General features: G+C 57.5%; 23 protein-coding genes and 3 pseudogenes. 5 read left to right on the forward strand and 21 right to left on the reverse strand.

Annotated features, from left to right (window positions below; translation table 11 throughout):
* Nucleotides 1-227: 227 nt before the first annotated feature.
* Nucleotides 228-1,541 (reverse strand): histidinol dehydrogenase, encoded by a 1,314-nt coding sequence (hisD, locus tag ACSQ8V_RS23965; protein WP_436184207.1) that lies wholly within the window; start codon nt 1,539-1,541, stop codon nt 228-230.
* A gap of 205 nt (nt 1,542-1,746) precedes the next feature.
* On the opposite strand from hisD, the pseudogene ACSQ8V_RS23970 reads away from it, so the two are divergent.
* From ACSQ8V_RS23970 to ACSQ8V_RS23980, 3 genes and pseudogenes are all read left to right on the forward strand, one after another.
* Nucleotides 1,747-1,890, forward strand: a pseudogene (locus tag ACSQ8V_RS23970) (LacI family DNA-binding transcriptional regulator); the annotation flags it as partial.
* Complete coding sequence (locus ACSQ8V_RS23975) at nt 1,870-2,778, forward strand: LacI family DNA-binding transcriptional regulator (protein ID WP_436184952.1); 909 nt, start codon at nt 1,870-1,872, stop codon at nt 2,776-2,778. The pseudogene ACSQ8V_RS23970 and the gene ACSQ8V_RS23975, both read left to right, overlap by 21 nt.
* The gene (locus ACSQ8V_RS23980; protein ID WP_436184953.1) at nt 2,779-2,865 is read left to right on the forward strand and encodes a DUF3562 domain-containing protein; all 87 of its coding nucleotides are present in this window, start codon (nt 2,779-2,781) and stop codon (nt 2,863-2,865) included.
* A gap of 693 nt (nt 2,866-3,558) precedes the next feature.
* Here ACSQ8V_RS23980 and ACSQ8V_RS23985 read toward each other — a convergent pair.
* Nucleotides 3,559-4,023 (reverse strand): winged helix-turn-helix transcriptional regulator, encoded by a 465-nt coding sequence (locus ACSQ8V_RS23985; protein ID WP_436184208.1) that lies wholly within the window; start codon nt 4,021-4,023, stop codon nt 3,559-3,561.
* Between the two features lie 160 nt (nt 4,024-4,183).
* Here ACSQ8V_RS23985 and ACSQ8V_RS23990 point away from each other — a divergent pair, with 160 nt between their 5' ends.
* On the forward strand, nt 4,184-5,437 hold the full coding sequence (locus ACSQ8V_RS23990) for an MFS transporter (RefSeq protein WP_436207372.1): 1,254 nt from the start codon (nt 4,184-4,186) through the stop codon (nt 5,435-5,437).
* A gap of 257 nt (nt 5,438-5,694) precedes the next feature.
* The gene (locus ACSQ8V_RS23995; RefSeq protein WP_436184210.1) at nt 5,695-5,859 is read left to right on the forward strand and encodes a transposase; all 165 of its coding nucleotides are present in this window, start codon (nt 5,695-5,697) and stop codon (nt 5,857-5,859) included.
* A 211-nt stretch (nt 5,860-6,070) separates the two neighbouring features.
* On the opposite strand, the pseudogene tnpA reads toward ACSQ8V_RS23995, so the two are convergent.
* The 19 genes and pseudogenes from tnpA to ACSQ8V_RS24090 all read right to left on the reverse strand — a co-directional run.
* Nucleotides 6,071-6,259, reverse strand: a pseudogene (tnpA, locus tag ACSQ8V_RS24000) (IS200/IS605 family transposase); the annotation flags it as partial.
* Between the two features lie 205 nt (nt 6,260-6,464).
* The gene (locus tag ACSQ8V_RS24005) at nt 6,465-7,130 is read right to left on the reverse strand and encodes an ANTAR domain-containing response regulator (protein WP_436184211.1); all 666 of its coding nucleotides are present in this window, start codon (nt 7,128-7,130) and stop codon (nt 6,465-6,467) included.
* 1 nt (nt 7,131) lies between these two features.
* On the reverse strand, nt 7,132-8,352 hold the full coding sequence (locus ACSQ8V_RS24010) for a transporter substrate-binding domain-containing protein (RefSeq protein ID WP_436184212.1): 1,221 nt from the start codon (nt 8,350-8,352) through the stop codon (nt 7,132-7,134).
* A gap of 60 nt (nt 8,353-8,412) precedes the next feature.
* Nucleotides 8,413-10,170, reverse strand: a complete 1,758-nt coding sequence (locus ACSQ8V_RS24015) for a nitrilase-related carbon-nitrogen hydrolase (RefSeq protein ID WP_436207373.1) — start codon at nt 10,168-10,170, stop codon at nt 8,413-8,415.
* A 45-nt stretch (nt 10,171-10,215) separates the two neighbouring features.
* Nucleotides 10,216-11,727 (reverse strand): sugar ABC transporter ATP-binding protein, encoded by a 1,512-nt coding sequence (locus ACSQ8V_RS24020; RefSeq protein WP_436207374.1) that lies wholly within the window; start codon nt 11,725-11,727, stop codon nt 10,216-10,218.
* A 34-nt stretch (nt 11,728-11,761) separates the two neighbouring features.
* A complete protein-coding gene (locus ACSQ8V_RS24025; RefSeq protein ID WP_436184215.1) occupies nt 11,762-12,988 on the reverse strand; it encodes a sugar ABC transporter substrate-binding protein in 1,227 nt (408 codons plus the stop codon).
* Between the two features lie 50 nt (nt 12,989-13,038).
* Nucleotides 13,039-14,073, reverse strand: coding sequence for an ABC transporter permease (locus tag ACSQ8V_RS24030; protein WP_436184216.1), 1,035 nt, complete (start codon nt 14,071-14,073; stop codon nt 13,039-13,041).
* Nucleotides 14,070-15,077, reverse strand: coding sequence for an ABC transporter permease (locus tag ACSQ8V_RS24035; protein ID WP_436207375.1), 1,008 nt, complete (start codon nt 15,075-15,077; stop codon nt 14,070-14,072). Before ACSQ8V_RS24035 ends, ACSQ8V_RS24030 begins: the two co-directional genes overlap by 4 nt.
* A gap of 157 nt (nt 15,078-15,234) precedes the next feature.
* The gene (locus ACSQ8V_RS24040; RefSeq protein ID WP_436207376.1) at nt 15,235-15,732 is read right to left on the reverse strand and encodes a nitrile hydratase accessory protein; all 498 of its coding nucleotides are present in this window, start codon (nt 15,730-15,732) and stop codon (nt 15,235-15,237) included.
* 11 nt (nt 15,733-15,743) lie between these two features.
* Nucleotides 15,744-16,097, reverse strand: coding sequence for an SH3-like domain-containing protein (locus tag ACSQ8V_RS24045; protein ID WP_436184219.1), 354 nt, complete (start codon nt 16,095-16,097; stop codon nt 15,744-15,746).
* A gap of 2 nt (nt 16,098-16,099) precedes the next feature.
* On the reverse strand, nt 16,100-16,408 hold the full coding sequence (locus tag ACSQ8V_RS24050; RefSeq protein WP_436184220.1) for a hypothetical protein: 309 nt from the start codon (nt 16,406-16,408) through the stop codon (nt 16,100-16,102).
* Nucleotides 16,405-17,034 carry a nitrile hydratase subunit alpha gene (gene nthA, locus ACSQ8V_RS24055; RefSeq protein WP_436207377.1) on the reverse strand — a complete coding sequence of 210 codons (630 nt, stop codon included), beginning with the start codon at nt 17,032-17,034 and terminating at the stop codon, nt 16,405-16,407. Before nthA ends, ACSQ8V_RS24050 begins: the two co-directional genes overlap by 4 nt.
* Before the next feature lie 305 nt (nt 17,035-17,339).
* On the reverse strand, nt 17,340-18,086 hold the full coding sequence (locus tag ACSQ8V_RS24060) for a CbtA family protein (RefSeq protein ID WP_436207378.1): 747 nt from the start codon (nt 18,084-18,086) through the stop codon (nt 17,340-17,342).
* A 13-nt stretch (nt 18,087-18,099) separates the two neighbouring features.
* On the reverse strand, nt 18,100-18,309 hold the full coding sequence (locus ACSQ8V_RS24065) for a CbtB domain-containing protein (protein WP_436184954.1): 210 nt from the start codon (nt 18,307-18,309) through the stop codon (nt 18,100-18,102).
* A 330-nt stretch (nt 18,310-18,639) separates the two neighbouring features.
* Nucleotides 18,640-19,014, reverse strand: coding sequence for an NAD(P)-dependent oxidoreductase (locus ACSQ8V_RS24070; protein WP_436207379.1), 375 nt, complete (start codon nt 19,012-19,014; stop codon nt 18,640-18,642).
* A gap of 64 nt (nt 19,015-19,078) precedes the next feature.
* A pseudogene (locus tag ACSQ8V_RS24075) lies at nt 19,079-19,375 on the reverse strand (DDE-type integrase/transposase/recombinase); the annotation flags it as partial.
* A gap of 154 nt (nt 19,376-19,529) precedes the next feature.
* Nucleotides 19,530-20,534 (reverse strand): substrate-binding domain-containing protein, encoded by a 1,005-nt coding sequence (locus ACSQ8V_RS24080; protein ID WP_436184224.1) that lies wholly within the window; start codon nt 20,532-20,534, stop codon nt 19,530-19,532.
* Nucleotides 20,535-20,571: 37 nt separating this feature from the next.
* On the reverse strand, nt 20,572-21,495 hold the full coding sequence (locus tag ACSQ8V_RS24085) for an ABC transporter permease (protein ID WP_436207380.1): 924 nt from the start codon (nt 21,493-21,495) through the stop codon (nt 20,572-20,574).
* Between the two features lie 95 nt (nt 21,496-21,590).
* Nucleotides 21,591-23,531, reverse strand: a complete 1,941-nt coding sequence (locus tag ACSQ8V_RS24090) for a sugar ABC transporter ATP-binding protein (protein ID WP_436184226.1) — start codon at nt 23,529-23,531, stop codon at nt 21,591-21,593.
* Nucleotides 23,532-23,996 lie beyond the last annotated feature (465 nt).

Consider the following 23,996-nt stretch of genomic DNA (forward strand, 5'->3'; position numbering starts at 1 on the left):
TGGCATGTACGACCAGGCCAACGACCTTGCTGCAACCGGGGCCCAGCAGACCCCGGGACAAGCCAACCATTGACGGCGGCATCGAACAGCGTGTAGTGAACTGCATTATTCACATGCCCGTAGATGTCGATGTCTTTCCACTGGGTGTTAATCGTGCAAAAACTAGTGGAAGTCGCTGCGAGGACGAGGCTCGGTCCGTGTCATGGGCATCCACGCCTGCGTTGCCGTTACGCCGGCACAGCCGTACCGTACGGGACGTCGCGGTGGCCGAATCGACGAACGCGGATGTTCGCCTGTTCACCGTGTGCAATCATCCCTTCGATGGCGCACAGCCGCGAGCAATAGGACCCAATGAGCGCGCTCGCTTCGTCGGTCAGCACCTTCTGGTACGTGCACGTCTTGATGAACTTTCCAACCCAGAGGCCACCTGTGTAACGAGCCGCTTTGCCGGTCGGCAACGTGTGATTCGTTCCGATGACCTTGTCGCCGAACGCAACGTTGGTACGTGCACCGAGGAATAGCGCACCATAGTTCTTCATGTTCTTCAGGAAGTAGTCCGGGTCTCGCGTCATGACCTGCACGTGCTCAGACGCAATTCGGTCGGCTTCCTCTACCATTTCATCGACCGTGTCCGTCACAATGACAGCACCGTAGTCGCGCCAGGATACGCCGGCTGTGTTCGCAGTCGGGAGAATCTTCAGAATGCGCTCGACCTCGGCCATCGTGTCCTTCGCCAACTGCATTGAGTTTGTGAGCAGGACGGCCGGGGTATTGAATCCATGCTCAGCCTGACCCAGTAGGTCAGTTGCGCACATCTCCGCATCGACGCTGTCATCGGCAATAATCAACGTCTCCGACGGTCCCGCGATGAGGTCAATACCAATTCGACCGAACAGTTGGCGCTTGGCTTCCGCCACATACGTGTTGCCCGGACCGACGACCATCGAAACGGAGTCAATCGTCTGGGTGCCGAGCGCCATCGCTGCGATAGCCTGCACGCCGCCGAATGTGTAGATTTCGTCAGCGCCGCCGAGATGCATAGCTGCGACAACAGCCGGGTTCGGTGTGCCGCCCACCGGAGGCGAGGCGGTGATGATGCGGGGAACGCCGGCAACCTTCGCCGTTACAACGCCCATGTGGGCCGACGCAACCAGCGGAAACTTCCCGCCCGGAACGTAGCAGGCGACACTGTCGACCGGCATGTTCTTATGTCCGAGAACAACGCCCGGAAGCGTTTCGACCTCGACATCGCGGATGGACTCGCGTTGGGCTTGCGCGAAGTTGCGGACCTGGGCTTGGGCAAATTTGATGTCGTTGAGCTGGCCTTCAGACAGCGAGCTCACACAGCGTGCAATCTCATCTTCGGACAGACGGAAACTCGCGGGAGACCAGTTGTCGAACTTTTTCGAAAGTTCGACAACTGCCGCATCTCCACGTGCATCAACGTCGGCGAGGATACCCGTGACAACATCGCGAACCTTCGCGGCGTCTTGCGAAGACTCTTCGGCACTGCGGCCGTGCTTGAGGATTTGAATTGCCATTTGCACTTCCTTTCTGAAGGTTGACCATTGCTGCCCTCCTGGCGGAAGGCGTCGTGCTGCGATGTCCGCGAATGTAGCGCAAATACTTTATGCAAAAAGTGTGCAAATAATAGACACTTACCCTAAAAGCCTTATTGCATGAGGTTTGATACTTTTTCCTTTGTCACCAATCGATGCAAAATTATGCAAACAAATGCCAAAGATGATGCGCGCTAGGAAGCCGAAGGTACGGCTTGAGGACGTTGCCCAGCGACTCGGCATCTCCGTGTCCACGGTATCGCGTTCGCTAGCGGGGCATCCTGCCATCAGCGGTGAGACGCGTGGTGCCGTGCAGGCGGTTGCAGCGGAGTTGGGATACCGAATTCCGTCGCAAGGTCGGCGGACTCGAAAGTCAGCGACGAAGTTGATTGGTGTCGTAGTCGGCGCATTGCACAACCGCTTCATGACGTTGCTGCTAACCCATCTTCACGATGCGCTTCAAGAGTTCGATTTTCAGGTAATGCTGATGATTGATTCGATGAACGACTCCGAAAATCTGCTCGCGTTTCGGCCGCTCATTGACGGTTACTTGGACGGGATGATATTTGCGACTGCCACACTCGACTCTCCCGTCGTGGCAGAGATGCAGAGGCGGGGTGTACCGCTCGTGCTGGTCGTCCGGTCCGTTGATGACGTTCGGGTCGACACGGTGGAGATTGATAATGTTCATGCAGGTGCAGTGTCTGTTGAGCACCTTTATCAACTCGGGCACCGCCGAATCGGTCTGGTCATGGGGCCGCAGAACACGTCCACGAGTCGAGACCGTACGAAGGGGGCGTTGAAGTGGCTGCAAGACGTGGGTATTCAACCAGCCTCAGTGCCATTGATTTACGGCGACTACACGAGCGAGGCAGGCTACTCCAGCGCGATAGCAATGCTTAACGACTCGAACCCTGTGACGGCCATCGTGGCAGGCAACGACACAGTCGCTCTCGGCGTGCTTGAAGCAGCAAAGAGGCAAGGTATCCACGTCCCAGAGAAGTTATCGATTATCGGTTTTGATGACATGCCGTTGGCGGGCTCGCCACTCGTAGCGCTCACCTCCATTAGACAACCTGTCGAAAGTATGGCGCGAACCGCTGCTCGGCGACTGGTAGAACGCATCCGGGCCGGCGGCATGGGAGCGCCAGTGCATGACGTGCTGCCAATTCAGTTGGTCCGCCGAGAAACAACTGGGCCGTGTCCGAAGTCTGATTAGGTGTATGCAGACGCGCTTGAGGACTGCGGCCGCGATGCACGAATCATGGACTATGTGTCGCTGTTTGCGGCCAAGCGGGTGCGGTAGAAGTTAAAGTGCCCGTCTGCCGCCTAATCTTGGAAGGGTTGGTAGCTTGTACCTCTGCGCCTTCGCCAGCGAACGGCTGCTCAGCGCGAGTGGACAGAACGAGACTGAATCCAATTTTGTCCACCGCTAGCGCCTATCGCAGTAACTTTGCAGCCGCGTTAGCTCTCGGTCATTCTCTTCGGGTATGCGCAGACCATCGACGAGCCGATTGCAGCACACGGTGGCGGTGGGCTGCTAACGTATCCACAACCGAGCGGGGGGCGCGAGCTTTCTCACTCTCACTCGCTAGCCACAAATCCCCGCCCCCCAATATCAGTGAATGATTTGAGCGACCGTGGCGTGCGGGCGCAAAGCCGTAGACCGCATTAATAGTGTCAACGTTGAGACGATAAAAACGTCAACTTCGACACTGATTGCTCCGGCGTTAAAACAAATACATAAAGATCAATGACTTGTCTCCAATGAAATAAAATTCGTCAACGTTCATATAACGCGCAGGCGTGGGCGCGTCTGTCATAGACCGTCCGCTCGGCGGCAGACATCGTGCTCAGCTCCGACACGAACCATAGCGAATCAGTCGTCGATACTCGCGACCACCACGGGGTAGGATGGTTTTTCCGGCGTCTGAGGAAAAGCGCCGCATCTAAGATGCACCGCGCAGCGAGCAATACGATGACGCTGCAGCCGTTCCCGTTACCCCCTATTTCTGTGTGTTGTGACCTTCTTCACGACCGTATCGGCCGTTGCCAACCGCACGCCGTCGGCGCCGCGCAATATCAGTTTCGGCACCGGCTTGCCACTTGTTCGGTTGATTAACTGAGAATGCTTTTCGCCTTGTGCGAATAGGTTAGCTTCACCCCATTGCCGCAAGGTCACAATCACCGGAAACAGAGCTTCGCCTTTCGGCGTCAGCACATATTCCTGATACGCGGAACCGTCCGACGCGGGGACCACATCGAGCACGCCTGCTTCAACAAGCAGCCGCAACCGATCGGTGAGTATATTGCGCGCGATGTCGAGACTTTCCTGGAACTCGCCGAAGCGGCGCACGCCGTCGAACGCATCGCGCACGATAAGCAACGCCCACCGCTCGCCGACGATATCAAGTGCCCGTGCGACCGGGCACGACGAATCCGCAAGACTTTTGCGTCGGGCCATTCCAACACCTCCCTATTGAAACGAAACGAAATCCGTCGAAGCTACGTGCTTGACGCTGGCAGCCACATGTTCAGACCAGTTGCATTTTAAAACAAGTCTGTCTACACTCAATCTAGTTTCATTTTGCAACTAGATAATCAGATTGACGGAGGGATGACACATGGATGCTGGAAGCGCGCACTCCGTCGAGGCGGACCGGATCGAATCTCCCGCAGTTGAGGCGCGGCACTCCGTACCGACCGCGCTCGTCTTCCTGCTGGCGGTTTCTTGTGCGGTGAGCGTCGCAAACGTCTACTACGCACAACCGCTGCTCGACTCGATTGCCGGCGACTTCCACATCAGCCATGCCGCAGTGGGCGGCGTCATCACAGCGACGCAACTCGGCTGTGCGCTGGCCTTGCTGCTGGTCGTACCGCTCGGTGACCTTCTAAACCGGAAGCGCCTGATTTGCGTGCAACTGGTGTTTCTGGTCGCCGCGTTGGCGGTAGTCGGATTCTCCCGGTCGTCGGCGACGCTACTGGTCGGCATGATAGGAGTCGGTATGCTCGGCACCGCAATGACGCAGGGATTGATCGCGTACGCAGCCACGCTCGCGCATGAATCGGAGCGCGGTCGGATTGTCGGAGCGGCGCAAAGCGGTGTGGTGATCGGCTTGTTGATGGCTCGCTCACTCGCGGGCGTCCTCACCGATCTGGCGGGCTGGCGCGCTGTGTACTTCATATCGGGGCTATTGGCGGCCATCATGTTGATCGTGCTGTGGAGTACGCTACCGACACCCCATGGGCGCCCCGTCAAACTGACCTACCTCCAACTGCTGCGATCGATGTTCACGCTGCTTGCATCGGAGCGCGTGCTGCAGGTTCGCGGTATGGTCGGGCTTCTCATGTTTGGGGCATTCAGTATCTTCTGGAGCGCTCTGGTGCTACCGCTTAGCGCGCCACCCTTCTCCATGTCGCACACGCAAATCGGTGCATTTGGGTTGGTCGGCGCGCTCGGGGCACTGACAGCCGCCAAAGCGGGACATCTGGCCGATCGCGGTCTCGGACAGTGGACAACCGGCGTCGCGCTGGTATGCCTGCTCGCGTCGTGGATACCGATCGGCTTCATGCAGCACAGCATGCTGGCTTTGATAGCAGGCATCGTGCTGCTCGATGCCGGTGGTCAGGCGATTCATGTGATCAACCAGAGCATGATTTTCAGTGTGCGGCCCGAAGCACATGGCCGTCTGGTCGGTTGTTACATGCTGTTCTATTCAGCAGGTAGCGGTCTTGGCGCAGCGGCGTCCACCTACGTTTATGTGCACACAGGCTGGATTGGCGTCTGCACCCTGGGCTTCGCGGTTAGCGTCGCCGCGCTCTCGTTGTGGGCGGTAACGTTGCCTCTTCTGATGTCAGCGCGCAGCACTTCGCCATGACCCGCCTATCCCTCGTCCGATCAGCCTCATTCAACTGAACCGCCACGCCATGTGTTGAAGTCTGTTACTAGCGCTAGCCATGTCCATAGGAACTCTAAACGCGCCCGTTAATTCCGCTAGCGCGGGTTTCCGCCTACTTCGTCCGACACAGCGTGGAGGAAGTGGTGCAGTGTTTGCTCGTTCGAAGCTACGAACTACCTTAAAACAAGATGTTTTTTTCACCTCTTCATCGTATATTATTTTCGATGGACACCACTTTGTCAGAGTCTCCAGAGAAGATGCTGGGTAGTCGAGCAGGCCGTCCGAATTACGCACGGGAGCTTCGGGACCGGCTGGCGGCAGCAGCGTGCGAGCCGGGCGTCTCGGTCGCGAGACTGGCCCGTGAGAATGGCATCAACGCGAACATGCTGTACACCCGGTGACGGCGATATCTTGCCGAGCAGCAAGCTCCGTCTACCAGCCTCCTCCCGGTCGTACCGCTGAGTGACGCGCCGACGCAGGTCGTTGCGTCATCGTCGGGCGATCCGCAAGGGTCAGGTATGAAGCCGCCGTGTCCTGGGGGCACGATCGGGATCCGCATCGGCCGTGCGGTGGTTAAGGTAGACGGCCTGGTCGACGCTGACTGAACGAGAAATGAACATGATCCCTGTCCGTCCCGATCTCCAGAAACTTCACCTGGTAGCGCTCCGCAATCTCAAGGCATACCTCTTTTAGAACTTCGTCAACCCGATTGTCGAATACCGCCCGGCGGTACTTTGCCGAAAACACGAGGTGGTACAGCAACACCGTCACGTCGTGGCTCTTGTGGATGTATTCGCTCATCCACAAAGTCTACTTCTACGGCGCAAGGGGCGGGGAATTCGACCCGAAGAGATTAACGTTGACCGCCCATGCCGATCCGCCGACGCTCAATGAGCGCACCGCATTGTTTGCCGTAGAATCGACCGTCTGTGTCGATTGGGCGCCCCCGGCTCCCTTGGAGGCGGCCGGCCAACGGTCGATTTATATCGCTAGACTGGCGAAAGCATTATGTTCTTGCTCTCGTCGTTGCGTCCGAACTAGCCGGAGCGGATGATGAACGGTCATCATGGTCTGAGGGTAATTCAGACTTGCAGCCGTTAATATCGACGTGCGAGAGCAGATCGATGCTCATTTGCTCAAGACTGATTTGCCGCTTCATGGCAAGCGTGCGCAGTGCCGCGTATGCATCCCGCTCGTTGATTTGCCGCTCTCTCATCAGTTGCAATTGCGCAGAGATTACGAACCGGCGAGCCTTTACTCGCTCCTCCAACTGATCCACGCGACTTTCGAGACCCCGCCGGGAAAGATGAGCATTTTCCGCAAGCACGCATGCGGAAAGCACTCCGTCATATCGGATCGGCTTGCGCATATAGCCCGCGACGTCTTGCTCGATGATCCACTGAAGCCGCGATGGCGTCTCGGTCCCGAGTATTGCAATCCTGGGTACGTCCGGCCAACGCAACTCTTTGCCATGATTTTGCAGCGACGCATGATCTCCATCGAAAACAATGAAATCAAAGGATATTAACGTTAGCGGTTCCGGGAAAAAATTGAAGAAGTCGACCTCCGCTCCCTGTCGCCGAAGCTGCTGCTCCAGGTTGATCTGATCCTTGCTCTCGCAATAGAGTGCGCAGATTCGCTTGCCTCGCAGCGACAAGGTCGTTTTCTTCACATTACATCTCCCCGCCGTCGTGCAGCGTAGACGCAATGCCGTTCGGCTGTGCCAGGTCGGATAAATCCACCCAGGTCAGGTACGGATCAGGCTTGACCGGTTCGGGAGATTGCCAAAAGATCTCGAACTGTCCATCAGCACCACAGCGCGCTATGCGTGGCGTGAGAAAGCTGTGATTGTTGTCCGTATCGATGCGAACTTCGCCCTGGGGCGCGGCGACCGTCTGTGCATAAACCGCGTTGCGCACGGCCACGGTTTCGTCGGTCCCGCATGCGTTGATCGACCGGCTGAGAAAAACGCCGATCAGGTAAGCCGCCTCCGTGTCGACCGAGGGTGAGCTTTCAGTCCCGAAGCGTTCGTGATAATCATGTAGAAACCGAATGTTTTCGGGACTGTCTATCGACTGGAAGTAGACTGACGAAACCAGATACCCCTCGACCGCCTTCGCACCGACCAGTTTGACTTCGGGCTCGCAGAGGGTCAGGCTTAGTCTCGCGACGTCATCGGATTTCAGGAACGGATGCGCGCGCTCAGCACGCTGCCAGGCGTCATAAAAACAGTAAGCAGACTCACCAACAAGCGTGTTGAGCACGATCGCGGGACGCTTCTCCACAATGTCCTCGATGATCGATTCGATCGCGCGCTCGCCTATCGGCACGAGCCGCTCGCCCGCGACCCGCCCGCCCACATCGTGCATGGCTTCTCTCGCAATCCGGTTGATCTCCCACGACCACACGTAGTTCGAGCCGACGTTATACATCTTCGATTCGTAGTGGTTCACGACGTGCCGGATCAACGGTATGACGTGTTGATTGGGAGCCGCGCCCAGATAAATGACGTTGCCGCTGCTTTCGAAACCTTCGTATCGTGGCGAGTGCCAGAGCAGCGCGTTCGCACCTTCGATCAGCGGCAATACGCGTTTCCTCGATGCAGACGTGTAGCAGCCGATCACATGCCTCACGCCGACCCCATGCAGCAACTCGCTGCAAAACGCGTAATACTGGTCGAGCGATCCGCCCGGGTCGCGAATCACCGGCTCAAGGAAGAACTCGCTCGCTTCGTGCGCGTTGGCTTGCTCAATTGCCATCAATACGCCGTTAAGCATTTCGCGGCCGATCGCACCATATGTTCCGGTCAGCGAGTACAAAATTCCGACTGGGATGATTGCGCGCCCTGCCGCTTTGGAATCTGGCGACCTCACTCCGGTCGATGCTTGCAACATTTCGGTCTCCTTTGCTTTACGGCTGGCGTCCGGTCGATGCGATCCGGACGGCTTGCCGGATCACTGCTTGATCAACGGCGCGTAGTGGTGAGGCAGTCGCATCTTCAGCAGGTCCTTGTTGCGCACTACGTTGGTTGGATAAGGTGTGTCGAGGTTACCGGTGTCGATAAGAAGCGTCGCAGTGGCTTCGTCATCGTGAACGAGCGCCTCCCGGCGCGGAAACGCGAAGGTATCGGGACCGAACACACCGGACTCCCCCAATCGGCCGCTTTCGGGATCGAAGCGGTTTGCATAGGCAAAGTAAACGTTGTTCTCGCCCGCGCGCACCCGAAAATGATGCCAGTGAAAAGGATCGGCGGACACTGGAATGGGGTGGCTCTGGCGGATAGCCGAACCTGGATGCGTTCCGGTGAACCTGCCTGCAAGTGCGCTTGGACAAGCGATGACATCGCAACCGGACAGTGCAAGCACTCGCGCTGACTCCGGGAATAATGCATCGTAGCCGATCAATATTCCTATGCGCCCAATGGCGGTGTCGAAAGTGCGCCAGGAGTCTCCCATCGACGCCCATGGCAGGTCCTCGTCGTGCAAATGAATCTTGCGGTACGACCCGATCAGTCCCTCCGGTCCCGCCAGGACCGCGCAATTGAAGCGCGCTTCCCCGGCTGCTTCAGCCATGCCTGCCACGAGATAGACGCCATGCCGCATCGCCAGCCTGACCAGGCGGTCGGTGGCCGCGCCGGGCACCGGCTCGGCCACGGGCACGGTGCCTTCGAACCCTGACATCGATAATTCCGGGAACACGATGAGCGAAGGCTTGTCATGCTCCATCACCTTCGTGATTACCGCCTCGATCTGGTCGAGGTTCACCGAGGTCCTTGCGTGACGCCGAAGCTGCACCACCATCACTTTCGAGCTTTGTCCGGCTGATAGCGGGGAGATGCCGTACAACCTGAGGAACTCGAGCGGATTCCAGGTGAACGGGTTCGTCATCAACTGAAGATACTTGTCGGGCCTGCGTCGCTCGAAAGCCGCGCGCGGACTGTCCGCTGCCATGGGAGACGAAGTAAGTCTAGCGAACACAATGCCGTCGCCATCGTCCCTCGATGCCAGCACCTTTCCGTTCTGGTCGATAACGCAACTCCCGCCGCTGAATTGCACGCCGCGCTCGAGACCCCATCGGTTGCTCTCGATAAGAAAGCAGCCGTTCTCGGCCGCGCGGCTGATCCAGTACGGCGCGGGCGTGCGTTCGGCCAACCAGTTGCTGATGTGACAGATGATCTCAGCCCCGTCCAGCGCAACGAGCCGTGCAGTCTCCACGAAGTGGATGTCCATGCAGATCAACAGCGCGATCCGGCCAATAGGCGTGGCGAATACCTGATGGCCGTAATCGCCCGACGCAGCCCATCGCGGCTCCGAAATATAAGGATGAGTCTTGCGATGAACACCCACCACGCCATCCGGCCCGATCAGCACGGCGCTGTTGTAGTACAGGTCCGTGTCGGCATCTCTCTCGGGCATGCCGATCACCACATGGCAGTCATATTGCTTGGCGATCGCGCCGAATCGATCCGTCGTGGGTCCGGGAATGATTTCGACAAAAGGCGCGACTTCTTCCCGATCAACCCAGCAGTACCCCGTGGTCGCCATCTCCGGCACTGTGATCAGGCGCGCACCCCCTTGCGCGGCTTCCTCCACAAGCGCCGCCAATGCGTCGAGGTTGGCGTCTTTGGCGAACATCGACGGTTCGAACTGGACCGCTGCAACTCTCAAATTTTCTATCATGGATTGCGTTCTCTTAAGCGTGCCTCGCCCCATACGATCTGCACGCTGGCGTTTAAAAACATGGGCAATTAAATCGCTTTACGCGGCGTTTCCCGTCATCAGCGCGACGAGGCGGCGTTCGTCCATGTCCTCGCGCTGCACGTCCGCGGCGACCGCGCCTCCATACATGACGACGCAGCGATGCGCAAGCCGCATCAGTTCGGCGAGCTCGGTCGAGTAGACGAGGACCGACCCGCCGTTCGACGCGAAATCCTCGATTGCCTGGTAGATGATTTCCTTGGTGCCAACGTCCACGCCGCGCGTAGGATCGAAGAGCAGCAGAGTCCTGGCACCGGTCAGCAGCGCCCGCGCGATTAAGGCTTTCTGCTGGTTGCCGCCAGACAGGTTGCCTATCCTGAAACGCAAATAGCGCGGCTCCAGTTCGACTTGCGGCGCGACGGTGCGGATCGACGCCGCTTCGCGCCTGGCCGAGATCGCGCCCCATCGGCTGAGTCGCCGAAGCACCGGCTGAGTGATGTTCGCCGCGGTGGAGAGATTCGGAAATATCCCTTCGCTCTTCCGGTCCTCGGCGACGAACGCAATGCCGCCTTGCGTCGCGAGCGCCTGGGCGGGATTGCTGAAGCGAACCGAACGGCCTTGCAGCACGATTTGTCCGCTCGATGGCACCATCTGCCCGGCAAGCGTGCGAAAGAGTTCGCGTTGCCCCTGCCCTTCGAGCGCAGCCACGCCAACGACTTCCCCGGCCCCCAGCTTAAGCGATACCGAATCGAAACCCTTGCCCGCGAGATCGTTCAGCACCAGGGCGTCTACACGTACCGCCTCGTCCGCGCGCTGGCGGGGACGGAGATGATCATTGGCGAGTCTGCCGACCATCATTTCGAAGATCTCGGCGTCGCTTACATCGGCGAGCGCAACTGTCGATATGCTGCGGCCGCTGCGCAGTACGGTAGCGGTCGTCGCGAGCTCGCGAATCTCCGCCAGTCGATGCGAGATGTACAGCACCGCGGTCCCTTGCGAGGTCGCCCGACGCACCAGGCCGAAAAGCCAGTCGACATCGGCGAGTGCGCCCGTCGGCTCGTCGAGAATGAGAAGCCGCGGTTGCCGATGCATCGCCCGAACGATCTCGAGGCGCTGGCGCGATGCAAGGGACAAGCTCTCGACGCTGGCCGTTACATCGATATCGTGCACGTTGTGATCCGCGAGGATCTGCGTGGTTGCCGACGCCATGCGTTCAATCGAACTCAATCCGCCGCGCCCTTTCAAGGACCGCGGCAGGAAGAAGTTTTGCGCCACCGATAAATTAGGCGCGAGACTCAGTTCCTGAAACGCCGTCGATACCCCCGCGTTGCGCGCGTCGAGCAAACGCGCTGGCGCGAACGGCTGGCCATCGAGCGACATGCTGCCCGTGTCCGGCTTTACGACGCCGGAAAGCACCTTCACCAGCGTCGACTTTCCTGCGCCGTTCTCGCCGAGCAGCGCCTGGATTTCTCCGGGACAAATGCGCAGCGAGACGTCTTCGAGCGCGACGGTCGCGCCGTACGACTTCGAGACCGAGCGCATTTCGACCGTGATTTGTTCTGACGTGTTCATGTCCGTCCCTCGGTTGGGTCTTGCGACAGCGACTTCACGGTTTGACGGTTGCCTTGACCACGGTCAGCTTGTACTGGTCGGGTGCGGCCTTGCAGTCGCCGCAATTGATACCCGGTTCGTTCGCCGCGACAGGTACAGCGGCTGGCAGCGGCTGGATCGTCATGCCCGGCGTGGGCAGGCCCTTGAGCGCCGAATCGAGCGTAATTTCGGGCAAGTAGTTCTTGTTGTATATCTCCGCCGAAAAGCCGTCCGGAACGAGGCCGGCCGCGAACGTGTTGCAGCCGTCTGCAATAACCTTTCCATTGCACAGTTTCATCTGGTCAGCCGTGGCCCACGGAAGCGGATACTCGACGTTCGTCGGTTTGAGATTGCGCTTTCCCGTGAGGATTTCCATCATGAGCTTGAACGCGTAGCCGGCGGTCGCAGGCGGCGATCCGGACGACACCCCTTTGAAGCCGCGTTTGACATCGTCCTGATTCAGAAAGCCCAGACGAAAGCCATTCATGTTTTCTCCAGTGATCGGCGGAATTTTTCCTTTTCCGTCGGCGAAAGCCTTGAGGACGCCCGCTTCTCCCAGTTCGGACCACACGCCGTCTACGTCCGGATGCGCGGCCAGCGCCTTTGCAGTTTCCTTTTGACTTACGCGGTCGTCCCACATGCCGTAGTACTCCGAAACGACCTTGATGCCCGGGTACTGGGAAAATATGTGCTTGGCGCCGTCGGCGTGCCGCTTGTCGACCGACGTTCCCGGCACGCCGCGATTCATGAAGATCGTGCCTTTGCCACCAAGTTCGTTGACGAGCGCTTGCGCCGTATTTTCTCCGAACCCGGCGGAGATGTAACTCACGTTGTAGGCGCATGGCTCGGTGACGGTCGAGTCGTACATGAAGAACTTCACGCCCTTCTCACAGCCGCGCTTTACGGTCCGGTTCAATGCCGTGGGGGATATCGGAAAACTGATGATCCCGTCGGCCTTCGCGTCGATCATGCTTTCGTATGCCGCGATCTGCGCTTGTGGATCCGTACCCGAAATGACCACTTTCAAATCGACCATCTTGTCGTAGGGCGGAGTGGCCGCGAGCGCCTTGATCTCGTTCGACGTCTCGCTCATCCAGTTGTTTCCGGAGTAGCTGAGGCTCAGGAATATCTTGTACTTCTTCCCGGCGGGAGGAGTCTGGGCGGAAGCCGTCGATACCGCTCCGGCCAAGGTGACCGCTGCCATCGCGGCGCTCAACACGTTGAGCCATGATTTAACTTTCATATGTTATCCTAATCGATATGGATTGAGTAGTTTCTAAATTGGATCGGGGTTTATCTGAACAGGTCGAGTGCCTTTTTACGCAATCCCGCAAGCGGTCCGCCAGGCGACGTCTGCAGCAACAGCGCGATGACGATCACAAGACCCGAGACAATCAGGCGCCAACCCTGTTCGAGTCCGGTTGCCGAGATGAGGGAATCGAGCGTGGTCAGGAACAGTGTGCCGACCATGGTGCCGACAAACGTTCCGCGACCTCCCAGGATGGAAGAGCCGCCAACCACCACCGCCGCAATGGAAGGAAGCAAATAGGGTTCGCCCATGCTGAGCGTCGCGCCTCCGGAGTATCCGGTGAGCAGGATCCCGCCAGCCGCCGCGCACATGGCGCTCACCGCGTAGGCCAGGACCAGCGTGCGCGTCACGGGCACGCCGGAGACGCGCGCCGCACCCGGGCTGCCGCCGACAGCGTATAGATTGCGCCCGAACACGGTGCGGGTCTGGACCAGCAGGCCAACCACGCAGATCGACACGAACAGGATCACGACGTAAGGAACACCGCCCGCAGACCCCTTCATCAAATCTTCGAGGAACTGGGGCGATGCGCCCAGCGTGCTGCCGCTCGTATAACCCAGTGCGAGGGAGCCGACGATAATCCCCATGCCCATCGTCATGATGAATGGCGGGATCTTGAGGCGCGCCACGCCGACGCCGCTGATGCAACCCACTATACCGGCGGCAAGCATAACGCCGGGTATCAGATACCACGCACCCGCGTCGCCGGTTTCGACCAGTGCCGTGGTCATCACGCCGCCGAACATGAACATGGCGGCTACGGAAAGATCCAGCCCGCCGGAAAGGACCACGACACCCTGTCCAAACGATACCAGCAGCAAGAACGTTCCGAGAGTCAGGACGGTCTGTACCTGCGACCACGACCCAAGACTCGAACTGATGAGCCGCGAGCCCGCGAGCATGGCTATGGTCAACACCAAAAGCAATGCTGCAGTGACAAGGTCGGGGTCGAGCTTGCTTGCGCGCCGCGTATCGCGTCGCAATTCAACCAACGGGGAGGTATTCGATTTGGTGTTCATGCGCTGGCTCCGTTGTGGCGAATGCGATGCAGGGCGCGTTCGCAGAGAATGGCGGCGATGAGAAGCAAGCCCTGGAATAGCCCGGTATAGAACGACGAGACTCCGACCGCGAACAGCATCTTCTGCATCAGCAACAGGACGGCCGCGCCGACCATCGACCCGATCAGTCCGCCTTGTCCGCCGCCGAGACTCGTGCCGCCGAGCGCGACCGCCGCGAAGGACAGCAGTAGAAAGGGAAGCCCCGAGTTCGGATCGCCGGTGGATGTCTGCGCGCTCAGCATGAAGCCCGCGGCGCCGTAGAACACGCCGGCGATCACAAATGCAAGGCAACGTGTTTTCCTGACGGATATGCCCGAAAGCCCCGCGGCCGTTTCGTCAGCGCCTAAGGCGTAGAAAGCGATCCCCACGTCCGTGCGCCGCAATACCAGCCAGGCGATTGCAAATACTGCCACGAACATTCCGGTGACTGGAAACCCGGCGAGCGTTCCCGTGAGCGTAGTGCTGACGAAGTCCGCGACACTGCCGCCCGGCACCGGCAGGATCAGCAATGCGATTCCCTGGAAGATGATCATCGTTCCGAGCGTTGCAGCGATGGTCTGAATGCCTCGATAAGCCACCAGATAGCCGTTCAACAGTCCGATGAGCGCGCCCACCGCCAGGCAGAGAGCGAAGCTCACGGCGCCGCCCAGCGGTCCAGCGATGGGATAGGCCGCGACGATCACATTCGCCACCGAGATCGTCCCGACCAGCGACAGGTCGAAGCCTCGTGTAAGCACCACGACGGTTTGCCCCGCTGCCGCCAGAATCAGCGGCGCGGCGTTGTTCGTCAGGCTCGTGATGGAATACGGGCTGAACGCGCCGTGATCGTAGACTCCGTAAAGCGCGAACATCACCATGTAGACGAGTGCCGCGAGCGTCGCGCCTCCCGTCAACACGTCTTTCATCCGCGAAGCCTGGGGTTTGGCCGGCGCCGGTGGTTCAAGCGTATTGATCGAAGTGGTCATGGGTCGGAGGTAGCGTCAGGTTAAAAAAAAGCCCCGCGACTCCCTGAAGGAGTGCGAGGCGTCGTTGCCATATGAGCTGCTGAGTCCAGTGCCAGACAGCGCGATTCGAATTAGCAGCCCATCATTGGGCCTTCAAATCCCGCCTGAACCAATATTGCTATTTGATTGCGCGCGCCGTTACCACTGCTGCGGGCTTCGGCACTGTCCGTCGGGCAGAAGATCCGTCGGACGCAGCGTGGTGGTGGTGATGGCCGTCATGATCGTGCTCGTGCTCGTGGCCCGCGGATTCCGCGGCTCTCGATGCATTCGCCAGCACCACCGGATCGCCATGCCTCGTGTTGAGATAGGCGCTGTGCCAAAGAGCCTGACGCTCGCTGACAGCTTGCTCCGATACACAGAGCCGCGCCCCGAGCATCGATTCGAGCGTGGTCATCCATTGCCGATAGTAAGCGTCGCCGACCGACTCGCCATCGCGCACGGGCTGCGATGCAATCGTCGATGAAAACGCGTCCACCCACTCGGTCCAGCTGAACACGCCCCCTCGCGAAAGCTGCAGCGCGGTTGCGAACGCCTCCGCTTGCCAGGGTTCGCCGAAGCCAAGTTCCGGCTCCCGGAGCAACCCTGCCCGCTGCTCCTTGTTCATGCTCGCATTCATGATCGACTCCTTTATAGAGCGCCCGCAATATAGTCGTCCCACAGATCCAGGTACACGCTGTGTCGCGGGGAAGCGCCGGCGCCCCAGAGTTCGGTCGCATCGAACCTGACACTATAGAGATGCTGTGGCAGCTCGCCTTTTCCATGCGCGACCGTGTCTGGATAAACGAACGATCCATAGCACTTCTGGATCGTGCCGACGCGTCCGCGCGCGTAGCGTGGCAACCGCGTATGACCGCTCGGGCTGAGGTTGGCCACCATGATCTTGTCGCCCGCCTTGAAGCGCTCGGGCCTGTCAGTCGGACGCACGTAGTCCGGGTTCGATTTGACGCGTGCGAGCACATCTTCTTTCTTGACGAGTTGCATGATCACGCTCCTTGCCTGAGTTGCTCGACCTTTGCGTCGATTTCGGCCTCGGTGAGCAGGCCGTTGTTGATCGCGAGCGTTTCCATCGCGTGGTACCAATGCACGTAGTACGAGGTGCTCAGGTACTCAGCCGGGTCCATGATCTCGACCGCGTGTCGAAATTCGTCGATGGGGCAAAGTCCCCCTGCGAAGTAGAGTCCTATAGTGGAGAAGACTTGGCGTTCCCAGTCCGACTTGAACACCGGTTCATTGGGGTCGAGCTTGATCGGACCTAGTCCATGCATGCCGCCGACATCGTGAATTCCGTTCATTTTCCTGCTCCGGAAGAAGCGTGCGTGACAGGTTTCAGCAACGCGGTGCCGATCATGGAATCCCGCGTTACCAACGAAGCGAGTTCTGCTTCATTCATGCCTTCCGAGCCCTTTGGCCGCTCCGGCATGACGATATAGCGAATCTCCGCGTTGCTGTCCCACACCCGGATCTCGACGTTGTCGGCAATCTTCACGCCGAATTCATCGAGCACGGAAACCGGGTCGATCACAGCGCGGGACCGATATTGCGGCGCCTTGAAATACGTAGGCGGCAAGCCGAGCACAGGCCACGGATAACACGAACACAGCGTGCACACGACCAGGTTGTGAACTTCCGGTGTGTTCTCCGCAACATGAAGATGGGCGCCTTCCATGCCGGTGTAACCCAGGCCATGGATCGCGGCCGTTGCATCTTCGAGCAGATACGCCTTGAATTCCGGGTCCGTCCAGGCTTTAGCAATGACCGCAGCACCATTCTTGGGTCCGAGCCGGTGCTCGAACACATCGATAATCTCGTCGACCGCAGCGGGGTCGAGTATTCCCTTCTCGATCAGCAGCGATTGGATCGCCTTGATTCGCAAGGTGGGGGGGGATGGCGGAACAGTCTTTTCATCATCGTTTTGCATGTGATTCTCCTGTTTCGAGACATTGATTGACGAGGCAGCGCAATCCAGGCGAACAACGCAGCGAGCAAAAAAAGCCCAACAACTCTTGCGAGTGCCGGGCATCGTTGCCACGCTGTACCACGCTAGATCCGTAATACAAAGGGGAGCAGATTACGACGTCTTCATGGAAAAACGCCGTTTAAAGTTCTCGATACCAACCGGCGTCGTTGCCGGAAAAGCCCGCAAAAAACTGCTTGATCGAAGCGCTATTCACAGATTCAAGTTACTGCAAAAAAATTGCCCGCAACAACGATCATTAATCTTTTTTATAAGCGCACGGGCGAACTCAACCCGCGAACAAACCCTTGCTCCTTGACGCTACGCGCGACAAGCGCGCCGAACAACAAACCGATCGTGGTCCACATCACGACCTGCATGCCGAGGGCTGCGATCCGGAACTTCCACAGCACAACGGCAGGAAACGCGGAAGGAACTTCATTGATGACTGGTAAGGAAAGCTCAATAACAGAAATGATAACGACGTAAGCCACGCATCCAGCGATAGTCGCGTTCCAGTTCCCCAGTCGTGCAATCGTTGCCAGCCTGATCCTTGACGCAAAAACCGCCGCCGCAATGGACATCGCAAGCATGGTGAAGTAAAGGCCGGTGCGCATGCCGATTGTTTCAGGGTCTCCCACCGACGGTGGATTCGCCGGGTACTTGAGACCAGGAACGACCACAATAACAACGAACGCAATAAGCGCCAGCAATGCCGACAGACCACGGGCGTCGATACGTCCAACCCGTCCGTAGGCGTAGGCCATGACCATCGAGAAGAGGCCGCCGACGGCGGCGCCGTACACCATGACCCCCGTCAGGAGCCCCAATCCTGCTTGCGTGGGGCGGCTGACCAGTTCGGGTTCGGCCGGCTCGCCTTTTGCAGCATCCATTTTCTGCTCGAACGAGATCGCCTGATCGACCTGGGGTTCGCCGACGACCCTGCCGAACGCGAACGTCACGAGGCCCGCCACGACGCCTGCCAGCATTCCGCGCAACAACCATTTTCCGACCATGGGACACCTCTTGTCAGTGGCAAGGAAATCCGAGCAAGTGCCGTCCGTCGTGGACAAACTCGTGTACATACATGCCTTTGAAGATGGCAGTCGCGCCCTGCTCCGCCCCGACGAAGTAGATCGCCAGCAAGAGCAATAGTCCGACAAACAGCGCCCACGGCAGAAGCTCGCGAACGGGTATGGGCGCGGGCAACGAAACAGGGTTGGTCACAGCTTGATTCATCATTGATAGCTCCAGGAATATCTGCGTTTCAATTATTCGGTCGCGAACCCGAACCAGGCCATAAAACACAAAAGCCCCGGCTCAGTTAAGAGTGTCGGGGCCTTGTTGCCACTGCACGAAAGTGCGTAGGATAATTTTTGGTGTCGATGCAACTCGCAGCATTACAGCGTCGGCTTCGTTGCCGATGGACCACACATGCAGGAGTTGCTAGTCACACGAGGTCGACCTGAATACTGCCAACCACGACGTAACGATATAACAGAATTCGCGACGAGGGTAGCGTTTCAAAATAAAATTCCTGGCTGTGTCCTTGGCGCCGCACTCTACTTTCTATACCGGCAATTCGCGAATCGGCACACCGTCGAGCCACGTGCCGATTGCTTCCACAATTTGCGGATACGCCACGCGGTAGGTGTTTTCGGTCACATAGCCAACATGCGGCGTCGCCAGCACATTCGGCAAAAAGCGGAACGGATGCCGGGGCGCGAGCGGTTCTTCATCGAACACATCGAGTGTTGCGCCGGCAATTTGCCCCGCCTGCAACGCGTCGATCAACGCGGCTTCCGACACGATCCGTCCCCGCGATGTATTGATCAGATAAGCACTCCGCTTCATTAGCGCAAGCTCGCTCTCGCCGACAATTCCGCGCGTGCGCTCGCCAAGTTTAAAGTGAATCGAAAGTACATCGGCGTCGCGGACCTCCACCGAAGTAATGGGTTATGTCGGGATAAGGCCATCTTGATGAGCAACCCTAAATGACAAGGACTGCTCACATAACCATCGAATAAAATTGCTCGGCGGCGGATGGACGGCTTCCATTATCGGTTTTCATCTGCCCCTTCCTGATCATATGCATTACTTCGATGCCGGACAGGATTATGCGGGCGCAACGAAAATCCTTGAAGCCCAGCATCGGTCGGGTGATGCGTTTGATGGCCCGATGGTCTTGCTCGACCACGTTATTCAGGTACTTGACTTGACGGATCGTGATGGGCGTCTCCCGCTCGGAGTTCACCCCGTGCAGCGCAGCCAGATTAGCGCCGCTTTTGTCGATGGTTATCGTCTCGGATAACTAGACGTCAATGAACGCGTCCAGGGTTGCGGCATCGACTAAACCCTTCTCGATTAATAAGGTTTCGAGAGCTTTCACACGCAAAGCTGGGTCAGTTTCGGTCGGTCCAGAATGAGGTTTTGGCATGATTCATCCTTTTTGATACACGTCAGTTGGCGCTCGGGAAGGTCATTTTTTGCAATGTGGGCAAAAGCTGCTGGACGTTGTCCTTCGTCACGATTGTCATCGGCAGGACAATCTTTTTTGGCGATGCCTTCCCCGCCCAATGATCGACAAGCGCCTCGACAGATTTTTGCCCCATCATATACGGCTGCTGCATGCCGGCAACGACCAATGAGCCATTTTCCAACATGTCGACAAATTCCGGCAGACCGTCGAATCCAGCCAGAGCCACGTCGTTTTCCCTGTGTGCTACATGAATAGCGCGAGCGGCGCCGAGCACCGGCTGATCAATCTCAACGAACACCGCATGCATGTCCGGGTGAGCGGTCATCATGTCCTGAACGAAGCGAAAGGTTTCATCGGTCGTGTAACGCTGCATTTGGTTCAGCGCAACTTCCTTTACGCCTGCTTCTCTCATCGCCCGTCGGAATCCTTCAGTACGCCATTGTCCGATTTGTCGCGCAAGTGAAATCGTGCAGATGCCGTATCCTCCCTTCTCCCAGCCTTTTGCTTTAAGCTCTTGCGCAAGTTTCTTGCCAGTTTCATACGCGCCAGTTTCATTGTCGGAGACGACGAATGAGACATATTCCCCCGAATTCGTTCCGATGTCCGCAATGACAACCGGTACTTTGGCGCGAGCGGCTACGGCAAGCACGCTCGGTGCCGTCGACGAATCGGTCGGCGAAAGGACAATACCCGCCACGCCTTGAGCGATGGCATCTTGAACGTTCTTCAGTTGCGTCGCTGCATCGTTATGCGAATCGTAGCTTGTCACCGTTCCACCATCATTTTTGGCGGTCTCGGTAACGGCTTTCGACACAGTCCGCCAGAACGGGATATCAAAACTTGGTGCCAGATAGGCGATGTGCTTTCCAGCCGCCCCTGTCCCATCAGCGAACGCTTGTGGCGATTCGATGGCCGAAACGCCGATCGTTGCGATCATCAAAGTAGTCGCACAGCGACGACCAATAAAGTTTAAAAGACGTTTCATGTAAGCTCCAGACGGGAAAAAATAAAGGTTGAGGATTTCAATGCTTTACTGGGTTTCGGCTCGTGCGACTCGAGGCGAAACGCTCGGCCAGCACCGCGATAATGATGATTGCCCCGATGGCGCTGCCCTGCCAATACGGACCAACATTCAAAAGATTCAGTGCGTTGCGGATCATGACCATGATCACAACACCTAAAAACGTTCCGATCATCGAACCGCGTCCGCCGAATAGGCTTGCCCCGCCAATGACGACAGCGGCGACCGCATCGAGCTCAAGGCCTGTCCCGGCAACGGGGTCAATCGACATCAAACGTGAACTCAACATCACGCCAGCAACGCCTGAGAGAACGCCAGAAAGTACATATGCGAGCAACATATAGAACGATACTTTTAGCCCGCTTGCTCGCGCTGCCTCAATGTTCGAGCCGATGGCGTAAATCGTTCGCCCACCTTTTGTGAACGAAAGATAGGCCCATGCGAGCGCGAACAGAATGACCACGAACAGGAAATTCAGCGGCAATCCGAAGAGCTCAGATGAACCGAGAACAGCAAAGGAATCCGGCAGCGACGAAATCGCGTTTCCGTTACTAACGATGTAGGCGAGCGACCGTCCGATAGACATCATGCCAAGCGTCACAATGAACGGCGCGATTTTTCCGAAAGTCGCGAGGAAGCCATTAACCAACCCTAGTAAGCCTCCGCAAACTAATGCCGCAAGCATCGCCACGGGCACAGGAAGCCCCGTTGATGTCATCGCAAGCCCAAGGACCACTGACGAGATCCCGGTCAACGCACCGACCGACAGGTCGATGCCTGCAACAAGAATCACAAACGTTTGTCCGATCGCGACGATGCCCGTTACGACCGATTGATCCATTAGATTCGCAACGTTTCCGTATGAAAGAAAGTGCGGCGATACGACGGATATAACGATGGTAAGGACGACGAGTACAGCAAACATTCGGCACTCGATCTGAAATCGATATGCGAAGGCCCTTATCGCTGGCCAGGAGTGTGTAGACATTTGCGCCTTTTCCGCATTGGTTGATAGGACTTTCATACTGTTGATTCCTTCTCACATTGCCGTATCTGAAGTTGAGAACCACAAAACTGACGCATGCTCTCCTCAACGCGCATCCAGAGCTCGTCCGAGCTGCAACGAATTGACTGGCTATCGACCGTGCTGCCGATGTAACCAAAACCGTGGCCATTCTGGTTACACACAGGAAAACTGATGGTCGAGAAATGTTCGTCTTTGCAATACGAGCTGGCTATGTCGAGCTTCTGCAATGCCGTAAAGATCCCCGTGTCGTGAATTAGCGGAAAACGGTTCGGTTGCACACCGATGTCAAGAGCTTCATCTCCTGCCTTGTCAAAGCAGAACACCGTATCCCGCTCGACTTGGAACCAATAAGCGCATCCACCCGCAAATTGGGCCACGTCGTTGAGCACCTTGCGCAACCCGCTAGCCGATGAACGAGGTGCCGATAGCATCGTTAGAATTTCCGGATCGAGCAGTTCGCTCGATGTTTCGGCGACTGATGAGCCGTCGCTCAATACCACAATTCGGTCAGCGAGACCAAGCACCTCTTCAAAGTCGGATGAAACACAAATTACGCCGACGCCCTTATCTGCGATTTTCCGAATGATTTGGTAAATGACGTTTCGTGTTCCGATGTCCACCCCACGCGTCGGTTCATCGAGCAACAGCACCATCGGGCTCAGAAGCAGCCATCTTGCAAAAATGATTTTTTGTTGTTGTCCGCCACTTAAACCCAATATCGGTGCGTCTAGCACATGCGCTGGCATGTCGAGCTCAGTCAACAGCGCACGAATAGCGTCGCGATGCTTTTGGTAGTTACGTCGAAAATCACGGTCGTGTCCAAGATGAGCAAGCAGCAGGTTCTCAGTCACTGAAAAATCGGGGATGATTCCCTGCCTTCTCCTATCTTCACCGATCATTCCGAGCCCCATTGAAACTGCAGCTTTCGGCGTGCGTGCATTAAACGGGGCGCCGTTCAAAATCACTTCACCGCTGTCTCGACGCCTTAGACCAAAGAGCGTTTCAAGCGTCTCCGACCTGCCCGCGCCAACCAAGCCAGCAAGGCCTAAAATTTCCCCCGCGTGTAGCGTGAAGGAAACGTCTTTGACAGCGGGCGCACAAGCCAAATTTCGCACTGTAAGCAAAGGCTGGCGCTTAGCTAATTCTTGCCCTGTGGGATGTTTGCGCTCGTAAAGATTCTCGATGTCTCGACCGACCATCATCCGAACAAGACTATTCGGCGTGAGGCTCGCAATTGGTACGCTCGCCTCTATCGTCCGACCGTCACGCATCACTGTTACCGCGTCGGTGATATCGAAAATCTCTTCAAGCCGGTGTGACACAAATGCAAGCGCTTTCCCGCGCGAACGCAACATCCGCATGACTACAAAAAGGCTCGATACCTCTGTTGGCGACAATGAGGCGGTTGGTTCGTCAAAGATGATGAGATCCGAATCCTGCTGTAACGCTCGCCCGATTTCAATGATCTGACGCTGCGCCATAGAAAGGTCGCCTGCTCGTTTGGTGAGCGATATCTGCGCCGCCTGCCCCAGCTCCTCCAAAATTTCCCGGGTCAATGAACGCATTTGAGCCCACTGGATAGCCCCCTGAATCCCGAAGCGAGGAAGGCACACGTTTTCCATGACAGACATGTCGGGAGCGATGCTCGTTTCTTGCATCACGAGTGAAACGCCTCGGCGCATCGCTTCTCTCGGGGAGGCAAAGTCAACTTCCTCGCCACGAAGAAGAAGCGTCCCTTCGGTACGGCGCACATGGCCGCTTAGGATTCGCGACAACGTCGATTTACCTGCACCGTTGACACCAACTAGCGCGTGCACCTCGCCACATCGCAAGGTCAACGACGCGTCCTTCAATGCCGCCACTGGGCCAAACATTTTGGTCACGTTGCAAGCGACGACAAGCTCTTCGATAGATTTAGGGAGCGCGGAAGTCATGACTGTTCATCCTTAGGCGTTTAATAGTCGTCGGCGACTTTTACGATCGCAAAGCGGGTGGCGTCTAATTGGTAGAGCCCAGCGTGAACTGTTCATCGCGCAACGCCAATCGCGAAGCTACTAGGTCGACGCTACTTTATGAGCGAAAGTGTCGGTTAATCGATTAAGGCAACAAAGGCGACACACGCTTGTCGATAACTAGATCGACACTCGAAAGCGCTAACACCGTCTCTATCGAGCTCGCGTAAAACTTGTCGTCACTTAGATACACAGAGCGACGCGTCTCAAAAAGAGAGAATTGCAACGTTGGACAATTTGACCGCGTCGCAGCTAATGGGCGAATTGGTCTGGGCTAGCTCTCCAAGCGAACATTTCAGCGTTCAGAACTTGAAAAAAAAGCCCTTCGCACTTACAAAGTGCAAAGGGCTTTGTCGCCACGCCTAGCGCGTCCACGCAAGGCAAGTT

This window comes from Caballeronia sp. LjRoot31 (assembly GCF_964253885.1).
GTDB lineage: Bacteria > Pseudomonadota > Gammaproteobacteria > Burkholderiales > Burkholderiaceae > Caballeronia.